The following is a 25,070-nucleotide window of genomic DNA, read 5'->3' on the forward strand; positions in this document are numbered from 1 at the left end:
AGCCATTTTACCGTCACGCAGCCATTGGTCTGGGAGGTCTTTAGCGATCGCCGAGGTGGGTCTGGACAATCGGCAGCATCTGGCCGAATACCTTGGGCGTGCCGGCCAGCAGGTTGCCAGTTTCCAGATAATCACTCTCGCCATTCAGGTCGGTAATCAAGCCACCGGCTTCCAGAACCAGCAAGCTGCCTGCCGCAATATCCCAAGGCGCCAGGCCAAGCTCCCAGAAACCATCGAAACGGCCACAGGCGACATAAGCCAGATCCAGCGCTGCCGCGCCAGGGCGACGAATACCGGCGGACTTCTGCATGAAATCTTTGAACATATTGGTATAGGCGTCGATCTTGCCGAACTCTCGATACGGGAAACCTGTGCACAGTAGCGCATCGGCCATTTCACGGGTCTTGGCCACGCGGATACGACGATCGTTCAGGAATGCGCCGACCCCACGGGTCGCGGTGAACAGGTCATTGCGGTTGGGGTCGTAAACCACGGCCTGGGTAATCTGGTCGCGGTGGCGCAGGGCAATCGACACGCAGTATTGCGGGACGCCGTGCAGGAAGTTGGTCGTGCCATCCAGCGGATCAATGATCCACTCGAAGTCGCTATCCGCCCCCTTGGGGTTGAGGGCGCCTTCCTCTGCTAGAATCGCGTGGGTCGGATAAGCATCCAGAATCGTTTCAACAATGACTTTTTCGGCAGCACGATCGACTTCGGTCACAAACTCGTTGTGACCCTTACGCTCTACGCGCAGGTGTTCGATACTGTCTGAGGCGCGCTGAATGATGGAAGCGGCGCGGCGGGCGGCGCGAACCGCAGTGTTGAGCATCGGGTGCATGGGCTATCCTTTTCTTGCGATTGGCAATCTGTACGCCAGCCCATCACATGAATAAATAGTCCACCTGCCGGATTACCGGCGGGGTACATGCATGCTTCTGGCTGGCAAAAGAACAAACGGCGCCGGGTAACCGACGCCGAAATCATTTCAATTTTAATGCAATACGATGCAAACCCCCAAATCTTCTCCGCTTGATCATATTCGCGTGGTGCTATCCCACACCTCTCACCCCGGCAATATCGGCTCTACCGCCCGTGCCATGAAGACCATGGGCCTGAGTCGGCTGTATCTGGTCAACCCCAAATTCTTTCCCGATCCGCAAGCCGAAACGCTGGCCTCCGGTGCGGTTGATCTGCTTGAAGGCGCCATTGTCGTGGATCGCCTCGAAGACGCTCTGGCAGGCTGCACGCAAGTGGTCGCCCTGTCAGCACGCCGACGGGAACTGACCGTGCCCGTTCAAAATCCCCGCGAGCTGGCCCCCGTTCTGATCAAGGAGGCCCGCCGTGGCGCGGATGTCGCAATTGTCTTTGGTACCGAAATGTCCGGCCTGACCAACGAGGAAGTACGCCAATGCAACCGCGTGGTGTCGATTCCCGCCAATCCCGAATATTCCTCGCTGAATCTGGCACAAGCCGTGCAGGTGATCGCCTATGAACTGCGCATGGCCGTTGATACAGATCTTGAACACTTGCAGGAGCGACATGAGCTGGCCAGCCATGATGATATCGAGCGGATGTACGCACACATGGAAACTGCGTTGATCGACATCGGCTTTCTCAACCCGCGTTACCCGAAGCGCCTGATGCCCCGGCTGCGCCGGCTGTTCGGTCGCATTCAGCTCGAAAAAGTGGAAGTGGATATTCTGCGAGGCATGTTGAGGGCTGCGGTTGAGCCACCCGCCGGCCGACGTGTGGTGGCAATGCCAGGTGATGAGGAGAAATCGGGCTCAGCCGAATAGGATTTCTATCTGCCTGACCAGATCTGCCAGGCGGCCTTTCTCGACAATCGCGGCGGCGCCGGCATGGCAGAGCGCCGCTTCCGATTCTGGCCCGACTGCGCCAGTGACGATGATGACGGGCAGATCAGGCGCCAGCTCGCGAGCCGTCCACAGTGCGGCCAGCCCTGAAAAACCGGGCAATTTGTAGTCCGACAAGACCACACTCCAACCGCCAGCTTCCAGCGCCCGCCGATAGCCATCCATCTCCCATACCCGTTCGCAGTACCAGTCTGGATGGGATTTCTTGATCTGACGAGCCAGCAGCATTGCATCGTCTTCACTATCTTCCAGCATCAGTATCCGCTTGCTCATTCGGGCCTCCTGGGCCATTTTCAACCGTTACCAGACGGGGCAGCAGTGCTGGCCTGATCTTGTGCATCCGCAGCATCGCCCTGAATTCTAGACCGGGCGGCACGAAGCCGCCCGAATTCCAGCGAAGGATTGCTCGGTCACGCCATCCAGCCCCGGCGAATACCAATGCAAATTCAGCGTTTCTTCAACGCTGCAAAGGCGCTCGCCATGGCGGTCTGGCTCGGGGCTTGCGACTCCCCGCGCGCCAGATGTTTCTTGTCGCGTTGCGTCAGCGGTGCCTTGGCGATCTCGCCGGTGGAGTGGTCGCGGGCACTGTCCGACATCCGCATGGTCAGAGCAATACGCTTGCGCTTGACATCGACTTCCAGCACCTTGACTTTGACGACATCACCCGCTTTCACGACTTCGCGGGGATCTTTAACGAACTTGTCCGCCAGTGCAGAAATATGAACCAGTCCGTCCTGATGCACGCCGACATCGACAAACGCACCAAAGTTGGTGACATTGGTAACAACCCCTTCAAGCACCATATCGGGCCGCAGATCAGCGATTTCCTCGACACCTTCCTGGAACGCAGCGGTCTTGAATTCGGGGCGAGGATCGCGGCCGGGCTTGTCCAGCTCTGCCAGAATATCTTTGACCGTCGGCAAACCAAAACGGTCATCGGTAAATTCATTGGCATCGAGTTTTTTTAGCAAGCCCGAATCGCCTATCAAGCCTTTCACCGGTTTTTGTAGCTTGGCAAGGATCTTTTCGACCACCGGATAGGCTTCCGGGTGAACAGCCGAGGCATCCAGAGGATTCTCGCCGTTCATAATGCGCAGGAAGCCAGCCGCCTGCTCAAAAGTCTTGTCACCCAGGCGGGGCACCGCCCGGAGCTGCGTGCGGCTACTGAAAGCGCCATGGGTGTCGCGATAGGCAACGATTCCAGACGCCAGGCTGGCAGACAGGCCGGAAACCCTGGTCAGCAGCGCGGCGGATGCGGTATTAACGTCCACGCCAACCGCGTTTACGCAGTCTTCTACTGTCGCATCGAGCGTGCGGGAGAGTTCTGACTGGTTGACATCGTGTTGATACTGCCCCACGCCGATGGCTTTCGGATCGATCTTGACCAGCTCGGCCAGCGGGTCCTGCAGGCGACGGGCAATCGACACCGCACCACGCAAGCTGACGTCGAGATCGGGAAACTCCTTGGCAGCCAATTCAGACGCCGAATACACCGATGCGCCCGCTTCAGACACAACGATTTTCTGCAGTTTGAGTTCAGGGTGGAACTTCATCAGGTCATGCGCCAGGCGGTCGGTCTCACGCGAAGCCGTGCCGTTGCCAATGGCCACCAACTCGACCTTGTGCTTGGCCGACAAGGCGGCCAGCACGGCAATCGACTGGTTCCATTCATTGCGGGGCTGGTGGGGGTAGATGGTGGCGGTATCCAGCAACTTGCCGGTAGCATCGACCACGGCCACCTTCACGCCGGTGCGCAAACCGGGATCCAGACCCAGCGTGGCGCGCGGTCCTGCCGGTGCAGCCAGCAGCAGATCCTTCAGGTTGGCGCCAAACACCTTGATGGCTTCCGCTTCGGCGCTCTCGCGCATCCGTCCCAGCAACTCAGATTCCAGATGCAGGAAGATCTTGGCACGCCAGGCCAGGCGCACGGTATCCAGCAGCCAACGGTCTGCCGGGCGGGCAGCATCGGCAATGCCATATTCACGGGCGATCATGGCTTCGCAAGGGCTGGGGCCACTGCTGTGATTGCCATCCACACTTGGCAGCTCCAGTGCAATGGTCAGAATGCCTTCATTGCGGCCGCGCAGCAGTGCCAATGCCCGATGCGAGGGTGCGCGGGCAACGGGTTCGCGGTGGTCAAAATAATCTGAAAACTTGGCCCCTTCTTCGGCCTTGCTTTCGTCAGCCAGCTTGGCGGTGATTTCGCCTTGACTCCACAAGTGGTCACGCAGCTTGCCAAGCAGGCCGGCATTTTCGGCAAAGGTCTCCATCAGGATCTGTCGGGCGCCATCCAGCGCGGCTTTGCCATCGGCCACGCCTTTCTCTGCACTGATATAAGCTTCTGCCGTCGCCGCCGGATCGAGACCGGGGTCGGCCAGCAGTGCGTCGGCCAGCGGTGCGAGTCCAGCCTCGCGGGCAATCTGTGCCTTGGTGCGACGTCTGGGCTTGTACGGCAAGTAGAGATCTTCTAGCCGGGTCTTGTTGTCGGCTGTCAGCAACTCTGCTTCCAGTTCGGCAGTCAGCTTGCCTTGTTCCCGAATCGACTCGATCACCGTGGTGCGCCGATCCTCCAGCTCCCGCAGGTAACGCAGACGTTCTTCCAGATGGCGCAGCTGGGTGTCATCCAGACCGCCCGTGGCTTCCTTACGGTAACGGGCAATAAACGGGACGGTCGCGCCATCATCCAGTAGCTGGACGGCAGCGGTCACTTGTGAAGGACGGGCGTTAAGTTCGTCGGCGATACGGTATTCAATGGTCGGTAGCATGACGATTCAAACAGCGGTAGGGGCAATGGTTACTAACGAACTCGGGGCAATGGCTGCCCCGGTCCTTCCTAAATTGACATGGGGTGGTCGATGCTTAGCCGCCAGACATGGCGGCCGGTGGTATCGGTGGACTCAGCCCAGCAGGTGCCTCAGGCATCCGCCAAAGCATGGGCCAGTTCGGCAAAGATAGCGGTAGCGGCCTGGCGAGTACCATCAAACGCCAACCACAGGCTGATTCGCCCAGGAGCTGGGCTACGCAGGCCGCTGACGAGAATATCGTCCTGGCCGGCAACATCCATCGGCGATGCCTGTTCATCGGTCAGCAGGGTGGCTGCCGTTTGCAAAGCCGTCTGAATCTGCTCGGCAGAGACCGTCGCCGCCAGACTGATATCCAGCTGGATCAGATCACCGTAGAAAACCGGAACGGTGGCTTCCGTTGCGAGGATCAGGAAGTTGCTGTCCAGGCCAGCCTTGATCGAATCAGCAAAGTGGCTGGCCGTGTCCGGACGGATGGCGGGCAGCACATTGAAAGCCAATCGCTTGGGAAAAATATAACGTTGAATGGTGTGCTGATTGAAAAGCGCCTGTGTCTGCTGAGCCAGCTCTTCAACGCCAGCTCGACCGAAATTGGCCGATGCCCGCAGCAAGGTGGCGCGGATCTCCACGATACCCGCAGTCTGATGCAGGTTTGCCAACGCCGTCACCACAGCCGTGGCGGCTCCGTCCACATTCTCCCCGATCACCGGGCAACCGGCAGTCTGGGCGGCAGCGATGGCTGCCTCGTCGCGCGATGCGACAATGCAGGCTACGCATTCATGGAAATCGAATTTGTCGAGATCGCCGATTTCGAGCGATTGGTCTCCGAATTCGACCCACTCTCCCACTTGGTCTTCCCGCCCCAGCGGACGCACCATTTCCAGCGGCCAGCCCAAGGCAAGCGCCCGCTCGCAAATAGCCTCAGCCAGCAGGCTGTCAGCGCCGATTATTGCCAGTGGGCGTGTATAAGCATTCATCTAATCAAACTCCAGACCGTAAAAACTACCAAATTATAGCGCCAGCAGGCTTCAACTCTCGTCGCAGCAACTGGCGGGAGACACCGCGCGGCAAGCCGCCACCGTGTCGGAAAATCTATCCAGGCGCTGTTGACATTTTATTTCCGGATCGTGTTTTGTCGGGCTTGGGTTTGATGCCAAACGAAAAACGCGCCGCTTAGTGGTAAGCCACGCGACTCTTAACGCGGCGGCGGGCCCCAATCCGTCAAAGCCCTCCGGCCCGGTGCGACCGGAAACAAAACGTCAGCAGCGCTTAATCACACTGGAAACCGTAGCGCTTTTTGTAAGCCTCCACCTGCTCTTTGGGCATGTGCTTGAACATGACACAAACGGTATAGCTGCCAAATTGCTTGCCATCCTTCTCATATCCCCAGTCAGAAATATCCTTGCGGCTGAAGCGATAATTCTGACCGGCCTCGACGTTGGAAACCAGATCGGGTTGATTGGCGATGGTGCCGGTGAATTCTTTGCCCGCCCGTTTGAACGGTGTCACCCATAGGTGTTCTGACTCCGATCCATCAACCACTTTTACTTTCAACTTGTACCCACGGGCATCTTTGGGTTGTGCATCGTAGATTTTCAGAAAATCATCCAACGTTGCCTGGGCTTTGGCTATCGCTGCGTTCATCTCGGAATCGGAATTATCGATCATCACGGTGCGGTCTTTGGTTGAGACGTCCGAAGCAACCGCAAGTGGCGCAACCCCCAGCAAAACAGCAATCAGTAGTGACTTCATCGCAACCTCTTTCAAAATGGAAAGGGCGCCTGGACAGCGCCCTTTTTTTGTTTGACCTCTACCTGGCTCAACGATCCAGCAAAATGCGCAGCATGCGGCGTAGCGGCTCGGCAGCTCCCCACAGCAATTGATCGCCACAAACAAAGGCGCTGACATACTCTGGCCCCATGTTGAGTTTGCGCAGGCGCCCTACCGCAACGGTCAGATCGCCGGTTATAGCGGTCGGCGTCAGTTCACGGGCCGTAATGTCCCGCTCGTTCGGCACCAGCTTGGTCCAAGCAGTGCTCGACGCAACGATCTCGGCAATTTGCTCCAGCGGCAAGTCTTGCTTCAACTTGATGGTGAGCGCCAAGCTGTGGCAACGCATCGCACCGATCCGCACGCACAAACCATCAACCGGAATGGTCTCACTGGTCCCCATGATCTTGTTGACTTCAGCCTGGCCTTTCCACTCCTCCTTGGACTGGCCATTCTCCAATTGCTTGTCGATCCAGGGGATCAGACTGCCAGCCAGGGGCACTCCGAACTGGTCAACCGGGAAGGTATCGCCGCGCATGGCATCCGTCAGAAGCTTGTCGATGTCGAGAATCGCGGATGACGGGTCTTCCAGCAAATGCGCAACACTGGCGTGGGCCGCTCCCATTTGCTTGAGTAACTCGCGCATATGTTGAGCGCCCGCACCCGATGCGGCCTGGTAGGTCATGGAACTGACCCAATCAACCAGATTTTCACGGACCAGTCCGCCAATTCCCATCAGCATCAAGCTATTGGTGCAGTTACCGCCAATAAAATCCGTGACCCCTTGTTTGAGCGCATTGCGGATCAGGTCGCCATTGACCGGATCAAGAATGATCACAGCATCGTCTTCCATCCGCAGGGTGGAAGCCGCATCAATCCAGTAACCCTTCCAGCCCGCCGCCTTGAGCTGTGGCCGCACCTCGCTGGTGTAATCGCCGCCTTGACAGGAGATGATGACATCCATTTCTGCCAGTTCGGCAATCGCTTTGGCATCTTTAAGCGGTGTCACCTCTCGGCCAATATCCGGCCCTTTGCCACCCACATTCGATGTGGTGAAAAACACCGGATCAATCAGATCGAAATCACGTTCTTCACGCATTCTCTGCATCAGCACCGAACCGACCATGCCGCGCCAACCAACGAAACCCACTTGCAACATTTTCAATTACTCCTGCAACTTATTCTGTCTCAATCAAAGAGCTGCGACGACCGCATCGCCCATGCCTGAGCAGCTGACTTTTTCGCAACCCGATTCATAAATGTCCGCAGTGCGATAGCCCTTCTGGAGCACGGTCTTCACTGCTGTTTCTATGCGCTGCGCCGCATCCTCCCGGTTGAAGGTATAGCGCAGCATCATCGCGGCAGACAGGATGGTCGCCAGCGGATTTGCCAAATTCTTGCCCGCAATATCAGGCGCCGAACCGTGGCAGGGCTCGTAAAGCCCCTTGTTGTTGGCGTCCAGCGATGCCGACGGCAGCATGCCAATGGAGCCCGTAAGCATCGAAGCTTCATCCGACAGGATGTCACCGAAAATATTACCCGTCACGATCACATCAAACTGTTTGGGTGCCCGCACCAGCTGCATGGCCGCGTTATCAACATACATATGGCTGAGCTGCACAGCGGGGTAGTCTTTTGCCACATCGGTGACAATTTCCTTCCAGAACTCGGTACATTCGAGCACGTTGGCCTTGTCTACCGAACACACCTTGCCCTGCCGCTTCTGGGCGATGTCGAATGCGACTTTGGCGATACGTCGGATCTCCGACTCACTGTATCGCATCGTATTAAAGCCTTCACGCTCGCCAGCCTCATTCACGTGAATGCCTCGTGGTTGGCCGAAATAAATGTCGCCGGTCAACTCACGGACAATCATGATATCCAGCCCGGATACCACCTCCGGTTTCAACGTCGAAGCCCCAGCCAGTTCCGGGTAAAGGATGGCAGGCCGCAGATTGGCAAACAGGCCAAGATCTTTTCGAATGCGCAATAGACCCCGCTCTGGCCGCATATCGCGCGGCAGCCCGTCGTATTGAGGACCACCCACCGCGCCGAGCAAAATGGCATCCGCTTCACGGGCCAGTTTCTGCGTTACCTCCGGGTAGGGGTCACCATATTGGTCGTAAGCCGCGCCACCCAATGGCGCGGTATCAAGTTGCAGGGGCAAACCCTCTGCTTTGAGCTTTTCCAACACCCGCACGGCCTGAGCAACAATTTCCGGGCCGATTCCATCACCTGGGAGAATCGCGATTTTCATTGGTATATAACCCGCTATTTTAAAAAATCTTTAGAAACCAGATCAAACACGCGCAATGGCGATCCAGCTTTCCTCATTGGGCAGAATTTCGGCAAATCCAGCGTCAGTCAATTGAGCCTGCGTCCATACCGAGCGATGATTTTCGTAGGGATTTGCTTCCACTTCCTGTGCATGAAATTCTTTAGGGGTGCTAATCAATACTGCACGGCTGGCTACCCGCTTGAGTTGATCCAGAAAGATCAGACCTTCAGGAGTTTCAAAATGTTCCAGAATATCAATCGCCATAACGTATTCGTATTGGCGATTTTCAATTTTGGGCAGAAGGTCCATTGCATTGCCGATCATGACCTGGTTGTAGGCATATTGATGAACGGGCGTCAGATATATTTCACACCCTTCAATGCCATCGATTCTTACTTTCCATTCGTCTTTGCTTGTCTGGCGGGCTGCTGCACCATTCACACTGAAAAGATTAAGAAATTCCAGATTGTTCCGGGCAAGGAAGCCGTATTGGCCCATGCCAGTACCAACATCCAGCACTGATTTTGGCGCAAGCTCCTCAATAAAACCAACAATGGTAGACAGCTGCGAACTTTGGCTAAATGGCATTTAAATACTCGTATAATCAGGCAAAAAGCCAGGGTTGTTCAAGACGGCGTTTTTCTTCAAATGCCTTTATTTTATCCGCATGGTTCAGCGTCAAACCAATTTCATCCAACCCATTTAGCAGGCAGTGCTTTCGGTGTGCCGTAATATCAAAACCAAACACCAAACCCATTGGGGTTTTAATAGTCTGATCTGCCAAATTAATTGCTAACCGATACCCTTCCTTAGCCTGGGCTTCTGCAAACAATAAATCGACCGTTTGCGCCGGCAGCACAATTGGCAAGAGGCCATTCTTGAAACAATTATTGAAGAAAATATCGGCAAAGGACGGCGCAATGACCACTCTGAATCCATAGTCTTCGAGCGCCCAAGGCGCATGCTCACGACTGGATCCGCATCCAAAATTTTCACGGGCCAGTAAAACCTGCGCACCGGCATAGCGCGGGAAATTCAGAACGAACTCGGGATTCAACGGTCGTTTGCTGTTATCCATCCCCGGCTCGCCATGATCGCGATAACGCCACTCATCGAATAGATTGGGACCAAAGCCAGAACGCTTGATGGACTTGAGGAATTGTTTGGGGATGATGGCGTCGGTATCGACATTGGCCCGATCCAGCGGACACACCAACCCGTCGAGTGTAGTAAATGCTTGCATCAGCTTGCTGCCCTTTCAATGGCTTGCCCACCTCGCTTGATGTCCTTGCCGATGCCAGAAATCGTATTGCATCCGGCAAGGCTGACTGCACACAAGGAGGCCAAGAGCCCGAGAAATGTTTTACGCATGGCAATCGTTCATTCAGCCAAGTGTCCTGACATCAATGAAATGCCCCGCAATGGCAGCGGCCGCCGCCATCTCCGGGCTAACCAGATGGGTTCGACCACCCTGCCCTTGCCGACCTTCAAAGTTGCGGTTTGAAGTAGACGCGCAACGCTCGCCAGGCTCCAGCCGATCTGCGTTCATGGCGAGACACATTGAGCAGCCTGGTTCCCGCCACTCAAACCCTGCCGCAATGAAGATCTGGTGAAGCCCCTCTGCCTCCGCTTGCGCTTTGACCAAGCCAGACCCAGGCACAATCAGTACCTGTTTGACGCTAGCAGCCTTCTGCCTGCCACGCACAATCGCTGCGGCAGCACGCAGATCTTCAATACGGGAGTTGGTACAAGAGCCGATAAACACTTTATCGACCGGTATCTCGGCAATAGGCGTATTCGCTGTCAGGCCCATATAGGATAAGGCCCGTTCAATACCAGACCGCTTGACCGGATCATCAATCTTGGCAGGATCTGGCACCGTTCCACCAACATGGGTCACCATTTCAGGGGAAGTACCCCAGGTGACTTGCGGTTCGATCAGCGCGGCGTCCAATTCCACCACGGCATCAAAGGCGGCGCCATCATCAGAAATCAGCGTCCGCCAGTAACCAACCGCCTTGTTCCACATATCGCCTTGGGGGGAGAAGGTGCGATCCTTGAGGTAGTCAATTGTGATGTCGTCTACGGCGATCATGCCAGCACGGGCGCCTGCCTCAATCGCCATATTGCACAACGTCATGCGTCCTTCCATCGACAAGCCACGAATGGCTGACCCCGCGAATTCGAGTGCATACCCCGTCCCGCCAGCGGTGCCGATACGACCGATCACGGCGAGTGCGATGTCTTTTGCTGTAACACCCCGCCCCAGTACCCCTTCAACCTTGATCAGCATGGAGCGTGACTTCTTGGCCACCAGGGTTTGCGTGGCAAGAACATGCTCGACTTCTGAGGTGCCGATGCCATGGGCAAGACAGGCAAAGGCGCCATGCGTGCTGGTATGACTATCCCCGCAGACAACCGTCATGCCAGGCAGGGTGGCGCCATTCTCCGGACCAACTACATGCACGATGCCCTGTTTCTTGTCTTTGAAGGGGAAATAGGCCAGTGCGCCAAATTCGCGAATATTCGCATCCAGCGTTTCAACTTGCTGGCGGGAAATTGGGTCTTTGATCCCCTCGTCCCAGTGGTCGGTCGGAGTGTTGTGGTCGGCAGTCGCCACCACAGAGGAAATACGCCAAGGTTTGCGGCCCGCCAGTTTTAATCCTTCGAATGCTTGAGGGCTGGTGACTTCATGGACGAGGTGGCGGTCGATATAGAGAAGCGCTGTGCCATCGGCCTCTTCATGTACCACATGGCTATTCCAGAGCTTATCGTAGAGGGATTGAGGCATCGCTATCTTCGCTGAGTTGAATACGGCAGAGAATTGAAGTTGATCCGGGTGGGCCATGTGCGGGCACTGAAAGTCCGATCAGAACCCGGTCACGCCAGATTTCGTAAACAGAGTATGGCAATGAATCTAGGTTCTGTGGACATTGTGCATCCCCAGAAAAACATCAACAGAGGTCTTGAAACTTATCACGGCATATCGGGCGCAGCAACCACTGTTTCCGCACTGCAGCATGATGATTGGCCGACTTTACCGCCTCAGGCAACTGGCGATGATCAGGCCACCAAACAGTGAGAAGGCCGCCGCCCCCGTGAAGGTCCAGCTCGGATTAGTGTGCTGCCACAGCCAACCACCAGCAAGGCTACCCACTACCCCGCCCATCCCATGCACGATGGCGACGTACAGCCCCTGGCCTCGCGCCTGCAGGTGTCCAGCGAAGAAGCGATGGACATAGACCATTGTCACGGCATGCGTGACGGCAAAAGTTGCGGCGTGTCCAATTTGCGCCAGCAGCAGTAGCGCGAAATTGTCGGCCATCCATCCAATCAGAAGAAAACGAGCCACCGCAATCGCAAAACATGCCAACAACAAATTCTTGAGATGGAAACGGCTGGTCAGCTTGCTCATGTGGGTGAATACACCGATTTCGGCCAGCACGCCCAGCCCCCACATCAGGCCGATTGCCATGCCACTATAGTCATGCGCTTTCAGCTGCAGGGTATAGAACCCGTAGTAGGTACCGTGACTGGCTGTGATCAACGCAGAAGCGGCAAACAGTGCCGCAATGCTGATCAGGGATGGTCGCTCAAGGTCGGGGCCACCCGATGTCTTCCCCGCGCCAGAAACTGCTGTGGCGGGTAACCACCAGGCAAAGGCAATGATGCCAAGCAACGTCAGCAGGATCAGCCAGGGGAGATGCTGCACCCCCTGCCAGCCGATCCAGGCACCGCCAATCAGATTGGTTACGGCGAAGCCCCAGGAACCCCAGACTCTGACTTTGGTATATTTTGCGGCGTTTCCTGCAAACAGACTCAATGTGGTCGCTTCCACCAAGGGCAAAGCAGCTGCCCAGAAGAAGCCTGCGCCCACCATGATCAGCGCAAACGCCGAATAGCTTTCACCAGCAAATACCCAGGCAAAAATCAGCGTCGCCAGGATGGAGGTAATCAGGGTAATGGAACGTCTATCACCCGAGTGATCTGCCAGCCAGCCCCACAAGCCGGGCGACACCACTCTGGTTGCCTGCACCAGCGCCAGCAGGCTCCCTATGGCAACGCCATCAAAGCCACGATGTGTCAGGTACAGGCTCCAATAAGGGGTATAAAAACCCGAATAGGCAAAATAGAAGAAGTAGAAACCGCAAAGCGGCCACAACAGCAAACGAGGTGGGGTCAATTAGATCGGTGTCTTTTCTGATAGTTGAGGCCAGGCCATGCGCAAGTAATAACCCATTGACCAAAGCGTCAGCAACGCTGCGGCAAACAGGAGGATGGTCCCGATGAAGTCGGTTGGCACACCAGGAATCAATGGCTCGTGATAAAGCAGCAATAAAATTGCCACCATCTGCGCCGCCGTCTTTACCTTGCCAACATACGATACGGCAACACTTCGGGAAGCCCCGAGCTGGGCCATCCATTCCCTAAGCGCAGAAATAGTGATCTCGCGCCCGATAATGATCAACGCCAACCAGGCATCAGCCCGATTGATCTGCACCAACAGGATCAGGGCTGCCGCGACCATGAGCTTGTCAGCCACAGGATCGAGGAAGGCTCCAAACGCCGATGTCTGGTTCCATTTGCGGGCAAGATAGCCGTCGAACCAATCGGTGACTGCGGCAGCCATGAAGATCAAGGCACTAACCAGATTCTGTGTGGGTTCAGACAGCCAGGACTGGGGTAGGTAGAAGACGCCGACAAACAGCGGAATCAGCACGATACGCGCCCAAGTGAGCAGGTTCGGCAAGTTGATCGGCATGGAGAGTATCAGTGGAGTGCGTTGTAAATTCGTTCGGCGAGAGCCCGACTGATCCCGTCCACTTGAACAAGATCATCGATACTCGCGGCCCGAACCCCTTGTAACCCCCCGAAACGAGTCAGCAAGCGTTGCCGACGCTTGGCGCCGATGCCTTCTATATCTTCGAGACTGGAGGTAGTGCGTGTTTTGGCGCGGCGGGCACGATGCCCGGTAATCGCGAAGCGATGAGCCTCATCGCGGATTTGCTGGATGAGATGCAGTGCCGCGTGCTCGCGGCCCAATTGTAGCGTCATTCCAGAAGCAGGAACAATCAACTGTTCCAGCCCAGGTTTGCGGGTTTCTCCCTTGGCTACCCCTACCAGCAGCACATCAGAAAGACCCACTTCGTTCATGACTTCCAGCGCGATGCCTATCTGCCCTTTGCCACCGTCAATCAGCACCACATCCGGCACCACCCCATCGCCCTCGGCGATTTTGCCGTAGCGTCGTGTCAGCACCTGACGCATCGCGGCAAAATCATCGCCAGGGGTAATATCCTTGATGTTGTAGTGCCGGTATTCCTTTGGCTGCATATTCAGCCTGTCGTAAACCACGCAGGATGCAACCGTGGCCTCCCCCATGGTGTGGCTGATGTCAAAGCATTCGATACGCTGCGCGGAATCGGATAAACCCAGAGCCTCGTGCAAGGCAGACAGTCGCGCAAGTTGTGTGGCTTCAGAACCCAGCCGCTGCTCCAGGGCAAGCTCTGCGTTCTTGGTAGCCATTTCCAGCCAGACCCGGCGCTCGCCATTCGGATTGGTGTTGATCACCACCTTGCGCCCGGCCTGGGTCGAAAGTAACTCGATCAGCGCTTCAGGGTGGGATGACAAATTGCAGATGATGGCCGAGGGCACACTTCGATCAAGATAATGCTGAGCCAGAAACGCTTCCAGCGCACCATCAACTTCATAATCCTCACCATGGCTCGGGAAAATCGACTTGTCGCCAACATGCCTGCCGCCACGGATCATAGTGACGTTGACACAAACTGCACCACGCTTGACGACACAAGCCACGATGTCGGCATCCTGCTCACTACTATTACTGGAAACGAATTGCCGCTCCTGCACTCTCGCCAGAGACTGGATCTGATCGCGATAGACCGCGGCCTGCTCGAACTGCCAGGCTTCCGATGCTGCATCCATTTTCTGCTGCAGCGTTACCAGCACTTCATCAGCCTTGCCTTGCAGTAGTTGAACAGCGTGCAGGACATCCCTCCGATAGTCATCATTGGACACATGCTCCACACAAGGGCCACTGCATCGCTTGATCTGGTACAACAGGCAAGGTCGTGACCGATTTTCAAACACCGTATCCTCACAGGTACGCAATTTGAAAACCTTCTGCAACAGTTGCATGCTTTCGCGCACAGCAAAACTATTGGGATAAGGCCCGAAGTATTGATTGCGCTTGTCCAGCGCACCTCGATAGAAAGCCAGACGAGGGTAGCGATGGCCTGTCAGGACCAGATAGGGGTAGCTTTTGTCGTCACGAAACAGGATGTTGTACCGCGGCGACAGCGCTTTGATCAGATTGTTTTCCAGAATGAGCGCTTCGGCCTCAGAGCGAACCACTGTGGTTTCGATCTGAGCAACCTGCTGCAGCATCAAGCGGATACGCGGTGACTGATCGCTCTTCTGAAAATAGGAACTGACTCGCCGCTTCAGGTCGATAGCTTTGCCCACATACAGCACCGCACCAGATTTATCGAGATAGCGGTATACCCCTGGCAAGTTAGGCAAGCTGGCAAGGACAGGTTTAGGGTCAAAGGCCTCGTCAGTAGTTTGGGAGGTCATGGCTGTGGAGCCGTCACAGCAGACGGCCCGCTGATCTTTTCCGCACCAGCCAGAGGTGTCTGGGAAGCCGCAGCAGGTGGGGCAAGCGCCGGCCTCTCTGCACTTGCCGCAGGCGAACGGCTGGCGGACGGCTCAGCCAGCGGCTCGCTACGATCAAGGATCTGAAAAAACACTTCATCATTGCGAATCATGCCCAACTCATTCCGCGCACGTTCTTCGATGGCAGAAACACCGGTTTTCAGATCATTGACTTCTGCATCGAGTGCCTGATTGCGGCTTTTAAGCTGTTGATTCTGTTTAACCTGATCGGCCAGTTGCGACTCAATCTGCCAGACTTTGAGCCAACTCCCCTTCCCCACCCATAGAGGCCATTGCAGCAGGACAATCAGGGAAGCAAGGGCTATGGCAAGCAATCGCATGGCAAATGTTCTTCAGAAATATCCAAATTTAAAACCATTATCGAGCACAAAGGCTCAAGAACACGTCTACCGCCTCTGGTTAGGTACTTCCAATCCAGATTTTGGCAACCAAGATAACGAGTAGTGCGCCCTGACACTTGTCAGTTCAGGACGGGGCCAGAACCTGCCCCGTCTTGCCTATAACTAAGCTTACTTCAAATGGTAGAACGCATTGCGGCCAGGGTAGTAAGCTGCGTCGCCCAATTCTTCTTCGATTCGCAACAACTGGTTGTACTTGGCCATGCGATCCGAACGGCTGAGTGATCCTGTCTTGATCTGCATGCAGTTGGTGGCAACTGCCAGATCCGCAATCGTCGAATCCTCTGTCTCACCGGAGCGATGAGACATAACTGAGGTATAACGATTCCGTTTGGCCATATCGACAGCCTGCAGTGTCTCGCTAAGCGTACCGATCTGGTTGATCTTGACCAATAGCGAGTTGCAGATACCCGCCTGGATACCTTCCGCCAAAATCTTGGGGTTGGTAACAAAGACATCGTCACCAACTAACTGGATGCTACGGCCCAGTTTGTCGGTTAGTAGTTTCCAACCCGCCCAGTCGTGCTCGCTCATACCATCTTCAATGCTGATGATGGGGTATTTGCCTGCCAGCGTAGCAAGATAGTCAGCAAATTGCTCCGAAGTCAGCTTCAGGCCCTCAGCCTCCAGATGATAGAAACCATCTTTGTAGAATTCAGAACTTGCACAGTCCAACGCCAGCATAACGTCCTGACCTGCTGTGTAGCCCGCACGCTCAATCGCTTCGGCAATCAGGCTCAGGGCTTCTTCATTGCTCTTCAGATTCGGAGCAAAACCACCTTCATCGCCAACTGTCGTTGAGTAGCCCTTGTCATCACACAGCTTTTTCAGGTTGTGGAAGATCTCGGCACCACAACGCAACGCGTCGCGAAAACTCTTGGCACCAACGGGCATGATCATAAATTCCTGGATATCCAGGCTATTGTTTGCGTGCGCACCCCCATTGATGACATTCATCATCGGCACGGGCAGGCTCATTGGCCCGGCCCCGCCCAAGTAGCGATACAGAGGCAAACCTGCGTCTTCTGCAGCGGCTTTGGCAACAGCTACGGACACCGCCAGAATGGCATTGGCGCCAAGACGGCCCTTGTTGTCCGTGCCATCCAGATCCAGCAGGGTTTTATCGATAAATGCCTGATCAGCAGCATCCAGACCGATAATGGCTTCACAGATTTCTGTGTTGATATTCTCAACCGCCTTCAGAACGCCCTTACCCAAATATCTGGCCTTATCACCATCACGCAACTCCAGTGCTTCCTTAGCACCTGTCGAGGCGCCAGAAGGCACGGCGGCCCGGCCCATTACTCCGCTTTCGAGCAACACATCGGCTTCAACAGTCGGATTTCCTCGCGAATCCAGTATCTCGCGGGCGATTACTTCTACGATTGCACTCATCGGTTCAGCTCCTTGCTACGATGCATGAAATAGTTACAGCCAGTCGATGTTGGCGGAACAGGCTTGTGGTAATCAAGCCAAACCGGCCTACAACACCATGGTGAAGATTGTTTGGGCCCAGGCCTTCAGCCACAGTTTCTGGCTGATCCGGCGGGGTCATTGGCACCTGTCTCAAAAACAGGCAAGACTTAGGCTCTCAAAACAAAACGCCCCAGCACTTTCATGCCAGGGCGCCTTGCTCAATCAGCAGCTCAGTCCGGTGCGGCCATGCTCTTTGGCGTAAGCGATAGCTGCCTCGATAAATGCCTTGAATAGTGGGTGACCTTCGCGCGGCGTCGAAGTGAATTCTGGGTGGAACTGGCATCCGAAGAACCAACGATGCTCCGGCAGCTCAATGGTTTCACAAAGATGATTCGGGTCGGTAGAACGACCTGCCACTTTCAGTCCTGCGGCTTCCAGCCTTGGCAGGTAGTAGTTATTGACCTCGTAGCGATGACGATGGCGCTCAACAATGGTCTGAGCACCATAGATTTTGGCAGCAAGCGAGCCAGGTGCGAGTTCGCACTCCTGACCACCCAAACGCATGGTCCCTCCCATGTTCGAATTTTCATCACGCTTCTCGATCTTGCCATCGTGATTGACCCATTCATCAATCAGCGCAACCACCGGGAACGGGGTTTCAAGCGTGAATTCGGTCGAATTGGCATCGGTCATGCCAGCCTTGTGGCGTGCATATTCGATCAAGGCCAGCTGCATGCCCAGGCAAATTCCCAGATAAGGCACGTTGTTTTCGCGTGCATATTGAACGGCGCGGATCTTGCCCTCAACCCCGCGCTTACCAAAACCGCCCGGCACCAGAATGGCATCCATGCCATCGAGGGATGGCAGGGTCTCGCCTTCAAACTCTTCCGAGTCAAGGAAGTGGATCTGCACATCGCTGCGAGTATGAATACCCGCGTGCTTGAGCGCTTCGATCAATGACTTGTAAGACTCGGTCAAGTCCATGTACTTGCCGACCATCGCGATATTGACAGTCTGCGTTGGATTTTCGATGGCCTCGACAATGCGATCCCACAAGACAAGATTGGCAGGAGGCAAGTCGATTTGCAGCTGTTTGCAGATGATTTCGTCGATAGCCTGTTCGCTCAGCACTCGGGGAATCTTATAAATCGAATCCATATCCGGGCAGGAAATCACCGCGCGTTCCGGCACATTGGTAAACAGGGCGATCTTGCGCTTTTCATCCTCCGGCACATTCCGTTCTGCGCGACAGATCAGGACATCTGGCTGAATACCGATTTCACGTAATTCTTTGACGCTGTGCTGGGTTGGCTTGGTCTTGACCTCACCTGCAGCGGCAATGTAGGGCACATAGCTCAGATGAACAAAACAGGTGTTTTCACGTCCGAGGATCACGCCCATCTGGCGAATCGCCTCAAGGAAAGGCAGCGATTCAATGTCACCGACCGTGCCACCGACTTCGATCACGGCCAGCTCTGCATCTGCGGCGCCCTGGTCGATAAACAACCGAATCTCGTCAGTAATGTGCGGGATGACCTGCACGGTCTTACCCAGGTAATCGCCCCGGCGTTCTTTTTTGATCACGGAGTCGTAGATCTGGCCGGTGGTGAAATTGTTGGCCTTCTTCATCTTGGCATGGATGAAGCGCTCGTAATGACCGAGATCAAGATCGGTTTCTGCACCGTCTTCGGTCACAAATACTTCACCATGTTGGGTCGGGCTCATGGTGCCGGGATCCACGTTAATGTAAGGATCCAGCTTCATCATGGTGACTTTGAGGCCGCGCGATTCAAGAATCGCCGCAAGTGAAGCGGCGGCGATGCCTTTCCCCAGAGAGGAGACAACGCCGCCGGTAACGAAGATGAACTTGGTCATGGCAAATGTACTGAGAGGTAATTGGGCATTTTACCTTGAACGGCATGGCTGCTCAATGAAGCCGGCGCGGTGTAAGCCACCGTTTTGCGTTGGGTGCGCCATGTTGTCGCATATCCAGCATCCCAGTTAGCGCCAGGTCAATGCCGCAAAGGCAGGCGTGCCTGCACCAGAGTCCCCCCAATCAGGCTGGACTCAATACTCAGGCGTCCACCGACCCCTACAGCCCTCTCCCGCATGCCAATCAGCCCCAGGCTGCTGGAGGGCCCCGTCGGTTCATTCGTGACAAAACCCTTGCCATTGTCCCGCACTTCCAGCAACAGCCAGCTGTCTTCTGCGCGAAGTCGAACGGTCACGGCGGTGGCACTGGCATGTTTAAGCGTATTGGTCAGCGCTTCCTGCACTATCCGGAACGCGGCGGTCTCGATGGCAGGATCGGGGCGAGGCTCAATCTCAACGCCGTCAAATGTCGCCAGAATCGGGCTGTTGCGGAACAATTTGGTAATGTGGTCTTGCAAGGCAGCAACCAAACCCAATTGATCCAGCTGTACTGGTCGCAACATACGTGAAAGATCTCGCACCTGCCCCAGAGCGCGCGAAGCCATGTCCACCAGTTCGGAAAACGGGCTGCCTTGTGGTGCGCTGGTCTGTCGCCGGTCATGCCACTCCAGATGCAGTTTGATCGCGGTCAGCGCCTGGCCGATCTCGTCGTGCAACTCGCGGGCAATCTGCCGTCGCTCATTTTCCTGCACTTCAAGCACGCGATTGGACAGACGATGCAACTCGGTATTGGCAACTTCCAAGGCTGCCTTGACCCGCTCGCTCTCGGTCACGTCACGAATCATTGATTGCACCGCCGACTCCCCCGCCAGAGTTACCGGCTGCGAGGCAATTTCAACCTGACACTGCCGTGTGCCGTTAGTAAATGTAGCCGGAATGAAGCCCGGATCAGCCGTTGCTCCTTTGGCAATCACGTCGAAACGACGTCGAATGTTCTCGCGCGCTTCGCCACTGACCCAGTCGAGCAGATTTTTCCCGGACAACTCGTCCATGTCAGTCACGCCCAGCAGCCGCAATGCGGCTTGATTGCAGAACTGAAATCTACCACCACGGTGCAGCACCAGTCCCTCAGGCATCAGATCCACCAGCTTCCGGTACTGGCGCTCCCCTTCAATCACTTTCGACTCGGCCATCTTGAGCTCGGTAATATCGATGGCCGACCCCACCAGGCCCGATGGCCTATCGCCGATTTCATAAACCAGCTCGCCCCGGACATGCAGATAGATGAGCCGCCCATCCGGGCACTGGATGCGCAGCTGAACATCGAGGGGCGCAGCACCGGCCAATGCAGAAGACTGGGCCCGCTGCAAGGCGGGGCGGTCACCTGGATGCACCATCCAGAAAAAGCGGTCATAACGTACGCCATCGGCTTCAGGTGCCATGCCCAACATGGGCCAGACCTGATCCGAGAAGCTGAATACACACTGCTCCAGACCTATCCGCCAGTGGCCCAGCCGGGCAATACGCTGGGCTTCGGCCAAAAGATGCTGGCTGTCGGCCAATTCCCGTTGCGCGCTCAGAGCACTGGAGATATCAATCGCCCGGGCAAGCCGGGCACTGCGCCCTTCAAATGAAATGGTTTGCACCGCCCAGTCGATATCCAGAATTCGACCATCAGAGGCGCGGTGTTGCACCAATCCATTGTCTAGCACCAACCCCCCCCCTGGCGCAGACAGATTGCTCAGAGGCATTTTCAAAAACTGCTCACGGCTATATCCGTATTGCAGACAAGCCGCGCGGTTGACTTCAAGCACTTGCAGGCTCTGCGCATCATGCACCCACATGGGATTGGGGTTATCAATGAACAAAGACCGATAGCTGGCCTCGGAGTCTTTGATCAATCGCATCAATTTGGCGGCCTGATGCATATGGCGCGCAATCAACCCATACAGCAAAAGCCCTGTCAGACTTACATACAGCAACCCTTTTATCGACTGGATATCGGCGTAGATCTGCTGATCATGTACCAACATGCCGAGTACGCCATCACTACCCAGAATCCAGGCAATGCCAAATGTCAGATAGATGGCGACAATCTTGGCTGCCGCCCGGTTGAGATCCAATTTCATTACGGCGTTCAGGTGGAAGATAGGTTGAACTCAAATAGACGCCAGACCCTGGCTACCCCTCCAGTGTATCCGCCAAAATGGAAAAGGCAGCGAATTCGCTGCCTTTTGTTGCCAGTTCCAACGTGGATCAGGAGGCCGATTTGGCTAACTTGCTCTCTGCGGCGCTTCTGAGTTTCATGTATTGCTCCATGAATTTGGCATCGGTCTGTTGCATGGCAAATTTGCGCATCCACCAGTTCTGGATCATCAACCAGTCATACCAGCCGAGTTTGTAGGGCTTGAGCATGCCATCCATAGCCTTGTAGTTACTGAACTTGTCGGTATGCTTTTCTAGCAGGACCGAAATTTCGGCCCACTGCTCCATGCTGATCGGCGCTTGCTCGGCCAAAGGCTTGCCCGTGGCGTAGGAATTGGCAGCATCTTGTGCCCACTTGCCGTATTGCCCCTGCGCAGCGGCAAGGAAGCGTGAGGTGTAGAAAATCGACAACCTGCCGCTTTTATCTTCGGCGAGGCGTTTACTGAATATCTCATTGACCCGCTTGTATTTTTCGGCGGTCAACCCGTACTTCTTGAATGTCGCAGGCGCCTCGGAAGTAAACACAATCTCATTATTCAGCTTGCAATAGGTTTCAAAACTGATGCCTTCCACGGGAGTCAGATATTTGGCTTCGGGCATTTCCAGCGGTTGGCTGGCTTGACCTGCTACGGGTGCTTCTTCTTCGTCCTCGTCGTCTTTTTCCTCGACTTCAACAAATAACGGTGTCGGCTCAACTTTGGCCAATTTGGCGGCAGCCGCGTCTTCACGAATCAACTTTTGCAGGTTCTCAATTCGCTCATCGCTCGTCGGATGGGTGCTCAGCATGCTGAAGTGACTATTGCCAGCCTCCTCCAACAATTTGCGATGCAAGCGTATTGCGCCTTCCGGGTTGTAGCCGGCAGCCACCAACCACGGCATGCCCGCTGCGTCGGCCTCGCGCTCCTGATCCCGGCTGAACTTGCGATCCAGCAACGACGCAGCGAGGTTGGTCACATCACTGCCCAAGCTGGTATTAAAGCCGCGCGACCCAAGTTTGTAATCCACGACGGCCCCCACAATGGCACTCAATATGCCAAGCGCTTTACCGGTAGACTGCCCCTTCTCGATATGATTTTTTTCATGATGAGCCAGCTCGTGAGCATAAACCGATGCCACTGCGTCCTTGTCGTTATGGAATTGCTCTAGCAAACCAAGATTGAACACAATGACTTTCTCGCCCTTGATCTCAGTGGCAAAAGCATTGATCTCGTCGCCCGTGCTGATCAGCAAGCGGGTCTGAACATGGCTGGTCTTCTCAAGATTGGTTTTGATCTCCAGCATGCTACCAAGCATCCGTTTGACGTTCTCCGAATCCGTCGCCTCCAGCCACCTCTTTGCGTCATAGAACTCTGGGCCTTGCGCAGCCTGCGCAATACCCAAAGTTGAGAGCACCAAAGCAGCAGCGAAAGAAAGAACATGGCGAGGGGCAGCAAATGGCATGAGGGATCCTTGAGGCGGTCTGACAATCGAGATAAGCCGATGATTTTAACAGCAATTATCTAAATGTCATGGCATATTTTCAATAACAGCCTTGGCAATCTTGCCTTTGCTAAAAGACAAAAGCCTGAGACACCTCTCAGGCTTTTGTATGAATCCAAGTAAATCTACTGGTCTAAATCATCCCCAGCACACGCGGTAGCCAGAGCGACAGATCCGGCCAGTAGGTCACGACCACCAGGAATCCCAACATTGTCAGCAGCCACGGCCACACAGCAACGGTGAGTTCGGTGATGCCCATTTTGGTGACACCAGAAGCCACATAGAGATTCAAACCCACCGGCGGGTGGCACATGCCCACTTCCATGTTCACGGTAATCAATATCCCCAGGTGAATCGGGTGAATGCCAAGCTTTACCGCTACCGGAAACAGAATTGGCGCCAGAATCAACACAATCGAAGATGGCTCCATGACATTCCCGGCCAGCAACAACAGGATATTGACAGCCAGCAGGAAGCTGATGGGACCAAGCCCCATGCCCAGTAGCCAGTCTGCCATGGCTTGCGGGATCTGCTCGTGCGTCATCAGAAAGGAAAACAGCACGGCATTGGTAATGATGTACAGCAGCATCGCACTCATACTGGCTGAGTCGAGCAGCACTTTGGCTACCCGTTTGAAGGGCAGATCTCGATAGACAAAGACTGCCACAATGAACGCGTACACCGCCGCCATGGCCGCTGCTTCGGTTGGTGTAAAGATCCCGGAGTAAATACCCCCCATCACCACGACAATCAGCATCAACCCCCAGATGGAACGGCGGAATGCCAGCCAACGTTCAGCCCAGCTCGCCTTGGGCAGGCGAGGATAACCATGCTTACGAGCACGCCACCAGGTGGTCAGCCCCAGCAGGAAGGCCAGCGCCAACCCGGGGATCACCCCCGCCACAAATAAGGCCCCTACTGAAGCATTGGTTGCTACGGAATACATCACCATCACAATGGAAGGCGGGATCAAAATACCCAGCGCCCCGGAAGTGGTGATGACCCCGGCCCCAAACTGGCGGGGAAAGCCCTGTTTGACCATCGCAGGCAAGATGATTGAGCCGATCGCAACCACCGTGGCAGGGCTGGAGCCAGACACGGCTGCAAACAAAGCACAGGCCAACACCCCGGCCAAGCCCAACCCGCCATGCCAATGACCGACCATCGACGAAGCGAAATCAATCATCCGTCGCGCCACGCCACCATGAGTCAGGAAGTTACCGGCCAGGATGAAAAACGGAATCGCCATGATTTCGAATTTCTCGATGCCGGTGAATAGCTTGAGCGCGACAGACTCAATGGGCACTTCGGTCAGGGTAAACAGGAAGGTCAGAACCGTCAGCCCCAGAGCGATCGAGACCGGCATGCCAGTCAGCATCAAGGCAATCAGCAGACAGAACATGGTGGCCTTGCTGCCCCCCACCACCGCGATGATCAGCAGACAAGCCAGAATGCCCAACGGGATCTTGATCGACATAGGCTTGGCGCCAGGTAAGGAAATCGCGCTCATGCAGCACCTCCTGCCGTTTGGGCTTCCAGCCCTTCAACATGGGAATGATCGTGTTTGGGCAGCTCGCCTGTGCGCCAGAAAGCCCAGGCAACCTGCAAGAAGCGGAAACTCATCAGTGACGAGCCAAGCGGAATTGCCAGATAGACGATCCAGATCGGGATCTCCATTTCAGATGACGTCTGGTCGGTATGGGCAATTTCCCAGACAAAGCGCCCGCCCAGATAGGCGATGACTCCCGTGAACAAGGCCCCGGCAAATAGACTGAGGTGGACACACAGCTTGCGCCAGCGATCATCCAGGCGATTGACCAGCACATCGACCCCAACGTGGATGCCAGTCCGCACGCCATAGGCTGCACCGAACTTGGCCATCCAGACAAACAGGTAAATACAGAGCTCTTGGGCCCAGGAAAGATTGATGCCAAGCAGCCAAGTCTGCAGCGCCCCACTGCTCAGACCGGTCGCGTAGCGATGAATGACTGCCACGAAGATGATCAGCGTCGCCGCTGCCATCAGCGTGCCGATCAGCCACTCTTCCAGATAATTAAGAAATTTCATTGCTCTGATCCTTGCCATATGGCGGCATATCAAACCCATCGGGTAGCCGGATACCTGCCCTGTCAGGCATGCGAGCTGGTACGGGCATGGCGTCTGTAGTGGCACTCGCGGGCGAGTACAACGGAAGTAGCGCGCCCAACCAGTAGCCGAAGTGTTTGATCAATGATGGGAGGCGTTGTCGGACAGAACCTGGTAATCATCCCACCCTGTCAGC

22 protein-coding genes are annotated in these 25,070 nt (G+C 55.5%); 1 reads left to right on the plus strand and 21 read right to left on the minus strand.

Going from position 1 to position 25,070, the window contains the following annotated elements; translation table 11 throughout:
• Positions 1-40: 40 nt before the first annotated feature.
• Positions 41-838 (minus strand): inositol monophosphatase family protein, encoded by a 798-nt coding sequence (locus tag PZA18_RS16810; RefSeq protein WP_284102031.1) that lies wholly within the window; start codon positions 836-838, stop codon positions 41-43.
• Positions 839-1,004: 166 nt separating this feature from the next.
• Here PZA18_RS16810 and PZA18_RS16815 point away from each other — a divergent pair, with 166 nt between their 5' ends.
• Positions 1,005-1,796, plus strand: a complete 792-nt coding sequence (locus PZA18_RS16815; protein WP_284102032.1) for an RNA methyltransferase — start codon at positions 1,005-1,007, stop codon at positions 1,794-1,796.
• Here PZA18_RS16815 and PZA18_RS16820 read toward each other — a convergent pair.
• From PZA18_RS16820 to PZA18_RS16915, 20 genes are all read right to left on the minus strand, one after another.
• Positions 1,785-2,147: a response regulator gene (locus PZA18_RS16820; protein ID WP_284102033.1), complete on the minus strand. Its 363-nt coding sequence runs from the start codon at positions 2,145-2,147 to the stop codon at positions 1,785-1,787. The two genes, PZA18_RS16815 and PZA18_RS16820, sit on opposite strands and share 12 nt — an antisense overlap.
• A gap of 173 nt (positions 2,148-2,320) precedes the next feature.
• On the minus strand, positions 2,321-4,639 hold the full coding sequence (locus PZA18_RS16825) for a Tex family protein (RefSeq protein ID WP_284102034.1): 2,319 nt from the start codon (positions 4,637-4,639) through the stop codon (positions 2,321-2,323).
• Between the two features lie 149 nt (positions 4,640-4,788).
• Entirely contained in the window at positions 4,789-5,652 is an 864-nt protein-coding gene (locus PZA18_RS16830; protein WP_284102035.1) for an Asd/ArgC dimerization domain-containing protein, read from the minus strand.
• Positions 5,653-5,944: 292 nt separating this feature from the next.
• The gene (locus PZA18_RS16835) at positions 5,945-6,427 is read right to left on the minus strand and encodes a YegJ family protein (protein ID WP_284102036.1); all 483 of its coding nucleotides are present in this window, start codon (positions 6,425-6,427) and stop codon (positions 5,945-5,947) included.
• Between the two features lie 67 nt (positions 6,428-6,494).
• A complete protein-coding gene (gene asd / locus PZA18_RS16840) occupies positions 6,495-7,604 on the minus strand; it encodes an aspartate-semialdehyde dehydrogenase (protein WP_308447410.1) in 1,110 nt (369 codons plus the stop codon).
• 33 nt (positions 7,605-7,637) lie between these two features.
• Complete coding sequence (leuB, locus tag PZA18_RS16845; RefSeq protein WP_308447414.1) at positions 7,638-8,708, minus strand: 3-isopropylmalate dehydrogenase; 1,071 nt, start codon at positions 8,706-8,708, stop codon at positions 7,638-7,640.
• A 36-nt stretch (positions 8,709-8,744) separates the two neighbouring features.
• Positions 8,745-9,311, minus strand: a complete 567-nt coding sequence (locus tag PZA18_RS16850; RefSeq protein WP_284102038.1) for a methyltransferase domain-containing protein — start codon at positions 9,309-9,311, stop codon at positions 8,745-8,747.
• Between the two features lie 16 nt (positions 9,312-9,327).
• The gene (gene leuD, locus PZA18_RS16855; protein ID WP_284102039.1) at positions 9,328-9,966 is read right to left on the minus strand and encodes a 3-isopropylmalate dehydratase small subunit; all 639 of its coding nucleotides are present in this window, start codon (positions 9,964-9,966) and stop codon (positions 9,328-9,330) included.
• On the minus strand, positions 9,966-10,094 hold the full coding sequence (locus PZA18_RS16860; RefSeq protein WP_284102040.1) for an entericidin A/B family lipoprotein: 129 nt from the start codon (positions 10,092-10,094) through the stop codon (positions 9,966-9,968). The genes leuD and PZA18_RS16860 overlap by 1 nt, the downstream gene beginning before the upstream one ends.
• 13 nt (positions 10,095-10,107) lie before the next feature.
• Positions 10,108-11,514, minus strand: a complete 1,407-nt coding sequence (leuC, locus tag PZA18_RS16865) for a 3-isopropylmalate dehydratase large subunit (RefSeq protein ID WP_284102041.1) — start codon at positions 11,512-11,514, stop codon at positions 10,108-10,110.
• Between the two features lie 246 nt (positions 11,515-11,760).
• The gene (locus PZA18_RS16870) at positions 11,761-12,906 is read right to left on the minus strand and encodes an MFS transporter (protein ID WP_284102042.1); all 1,146 of its coding nucleotides are present in this window, start codon (positions 12,904-12,906) and stop codon (positions 11,761-11,763) included.
• Positions 12,907-13,485, minus strand: coding sequence for a CDP-diacylglycerol--glycerol-3-phosphate 3-phosphatidyltransferase (pgsA, locus tag PZA18_RS16875; RefSeq protein ID WP_284102043.1), 579 nt, complete (start codon positions 13,483-13,485; stop codon positions 12,907-12,909).
• An 8-nt stretch (positions 13,486-13,493) separates the two neighbouring features.
• The gene (gene uvrC / locus PZA18_RS16880; RefSeq protein WP_284102044.1) at positions 13,494-15,320 is read right to left on the minus strand and encodes an excinuclease ABC subunit UvrC; all 1,827 of its coding nucleotides are present in this window, start codon (positions 15,318-15,320) and stop codon (positions 13,494-13,496) included.
• A complete protein-coding gene (gene ftsB / locus PZA18_RS16885) occupies positions 15,317-15,739 on the minus strand; it encodes a cell division protein FtsB (RefSeq protein WP_284102045.1) in 423 nt (140 codons plus the stop codon). The genes uvrC and ftsB overlap by 4 nt, the downstream gene beginning before the upstream one ends.
• Positions 15,740-15,928: 189 nt before the next feature.
• The gene (eno, locus tag PZA18_RS16890; RefSeq protein ID WP_284102046.1) at positions 15,929-17,212 is read right to left on the minus strand and encodes a phosphopyruvate hydratase; all 1,284 of its coding nucleotides are present in this window, start codon (positions 17,210-17,212) and stop codon (positions 15,929-15,931) included.
• A gap of 243 nt (positions 17,213-17,455) precedes the next feature.
• A complete protein-coding gene (locus tag PZA18_RS16895; protein ID WP_284102047.1) occupies positions 17,456-19,108 on the minus strand; it encodes a CTP synthase in 1,653 nt (550 codons plus the stop codon).
• 137 nt (positions 19,109-19,245) lie between these two features.
• Entirely contained in the window at positions 19,246-21,234 is a 1,989-nt protein-coding gene (locus tag PZA18_RS16900; RefSeq protein WP_284102048.1) for a sensor histidine kinase, read from the minus strand.
• A gap of 127 nt (positions 21,235-21,361) precedes the next feature.
• Positions 21,362-22,750 carry a M48 family metallopeptidase gene (locus tag PZA18_RS16905; protein WP_284102049.1) on the minus strand — a complete coding sequence of 463 codons (1,389 nt, stop codon included), beginning with the start codon at positions 22,748-22,750 and terminating at the stop codon, positions 21,362-21,364.
• Between the two features lie 172 nt (positions 22,751-22,922).
• Positions 22,923-24,299 carry a TRAP transporter large permease subunit gene (locus PZA18_RS16910; protein ID WP_308447411.1) on the minus strand — a complete coding sequence of 459 codons (1,377 nt, stop codon included), beginning with the start codon at positions 24,297-24,299 and terminating at the stop codon, positions 22,923-22,925.
• Complete coding sequence (locus PZA18_RS16915) at positions 24,296-24,856, minus strand: TRAP transporter small permease (protein ID WP_284102050.1); 561 nt, start codon at positions 24,854-24,856, stop codon at positions 24,296-24,298. The genes PZA18_RS16910 and PZA18_RS16915 overlap by 4 nt, the downstream gene beginning before the upstream one ends.
• Positions 24,857-25,070: the final 214 nt, after the last annotated feature.

Origin of the sequence: Parachitinimonas caeni (genome assembly GCF_030129945.1) — a bacterium.
GTDB classification, from domain to species: Bacteria; Pseudomonadota; Gammaproteobacteria; order Burkholderiales; family Chitinimonadaceae; genus Parachitinimonas; species Parachitinimonas caeni.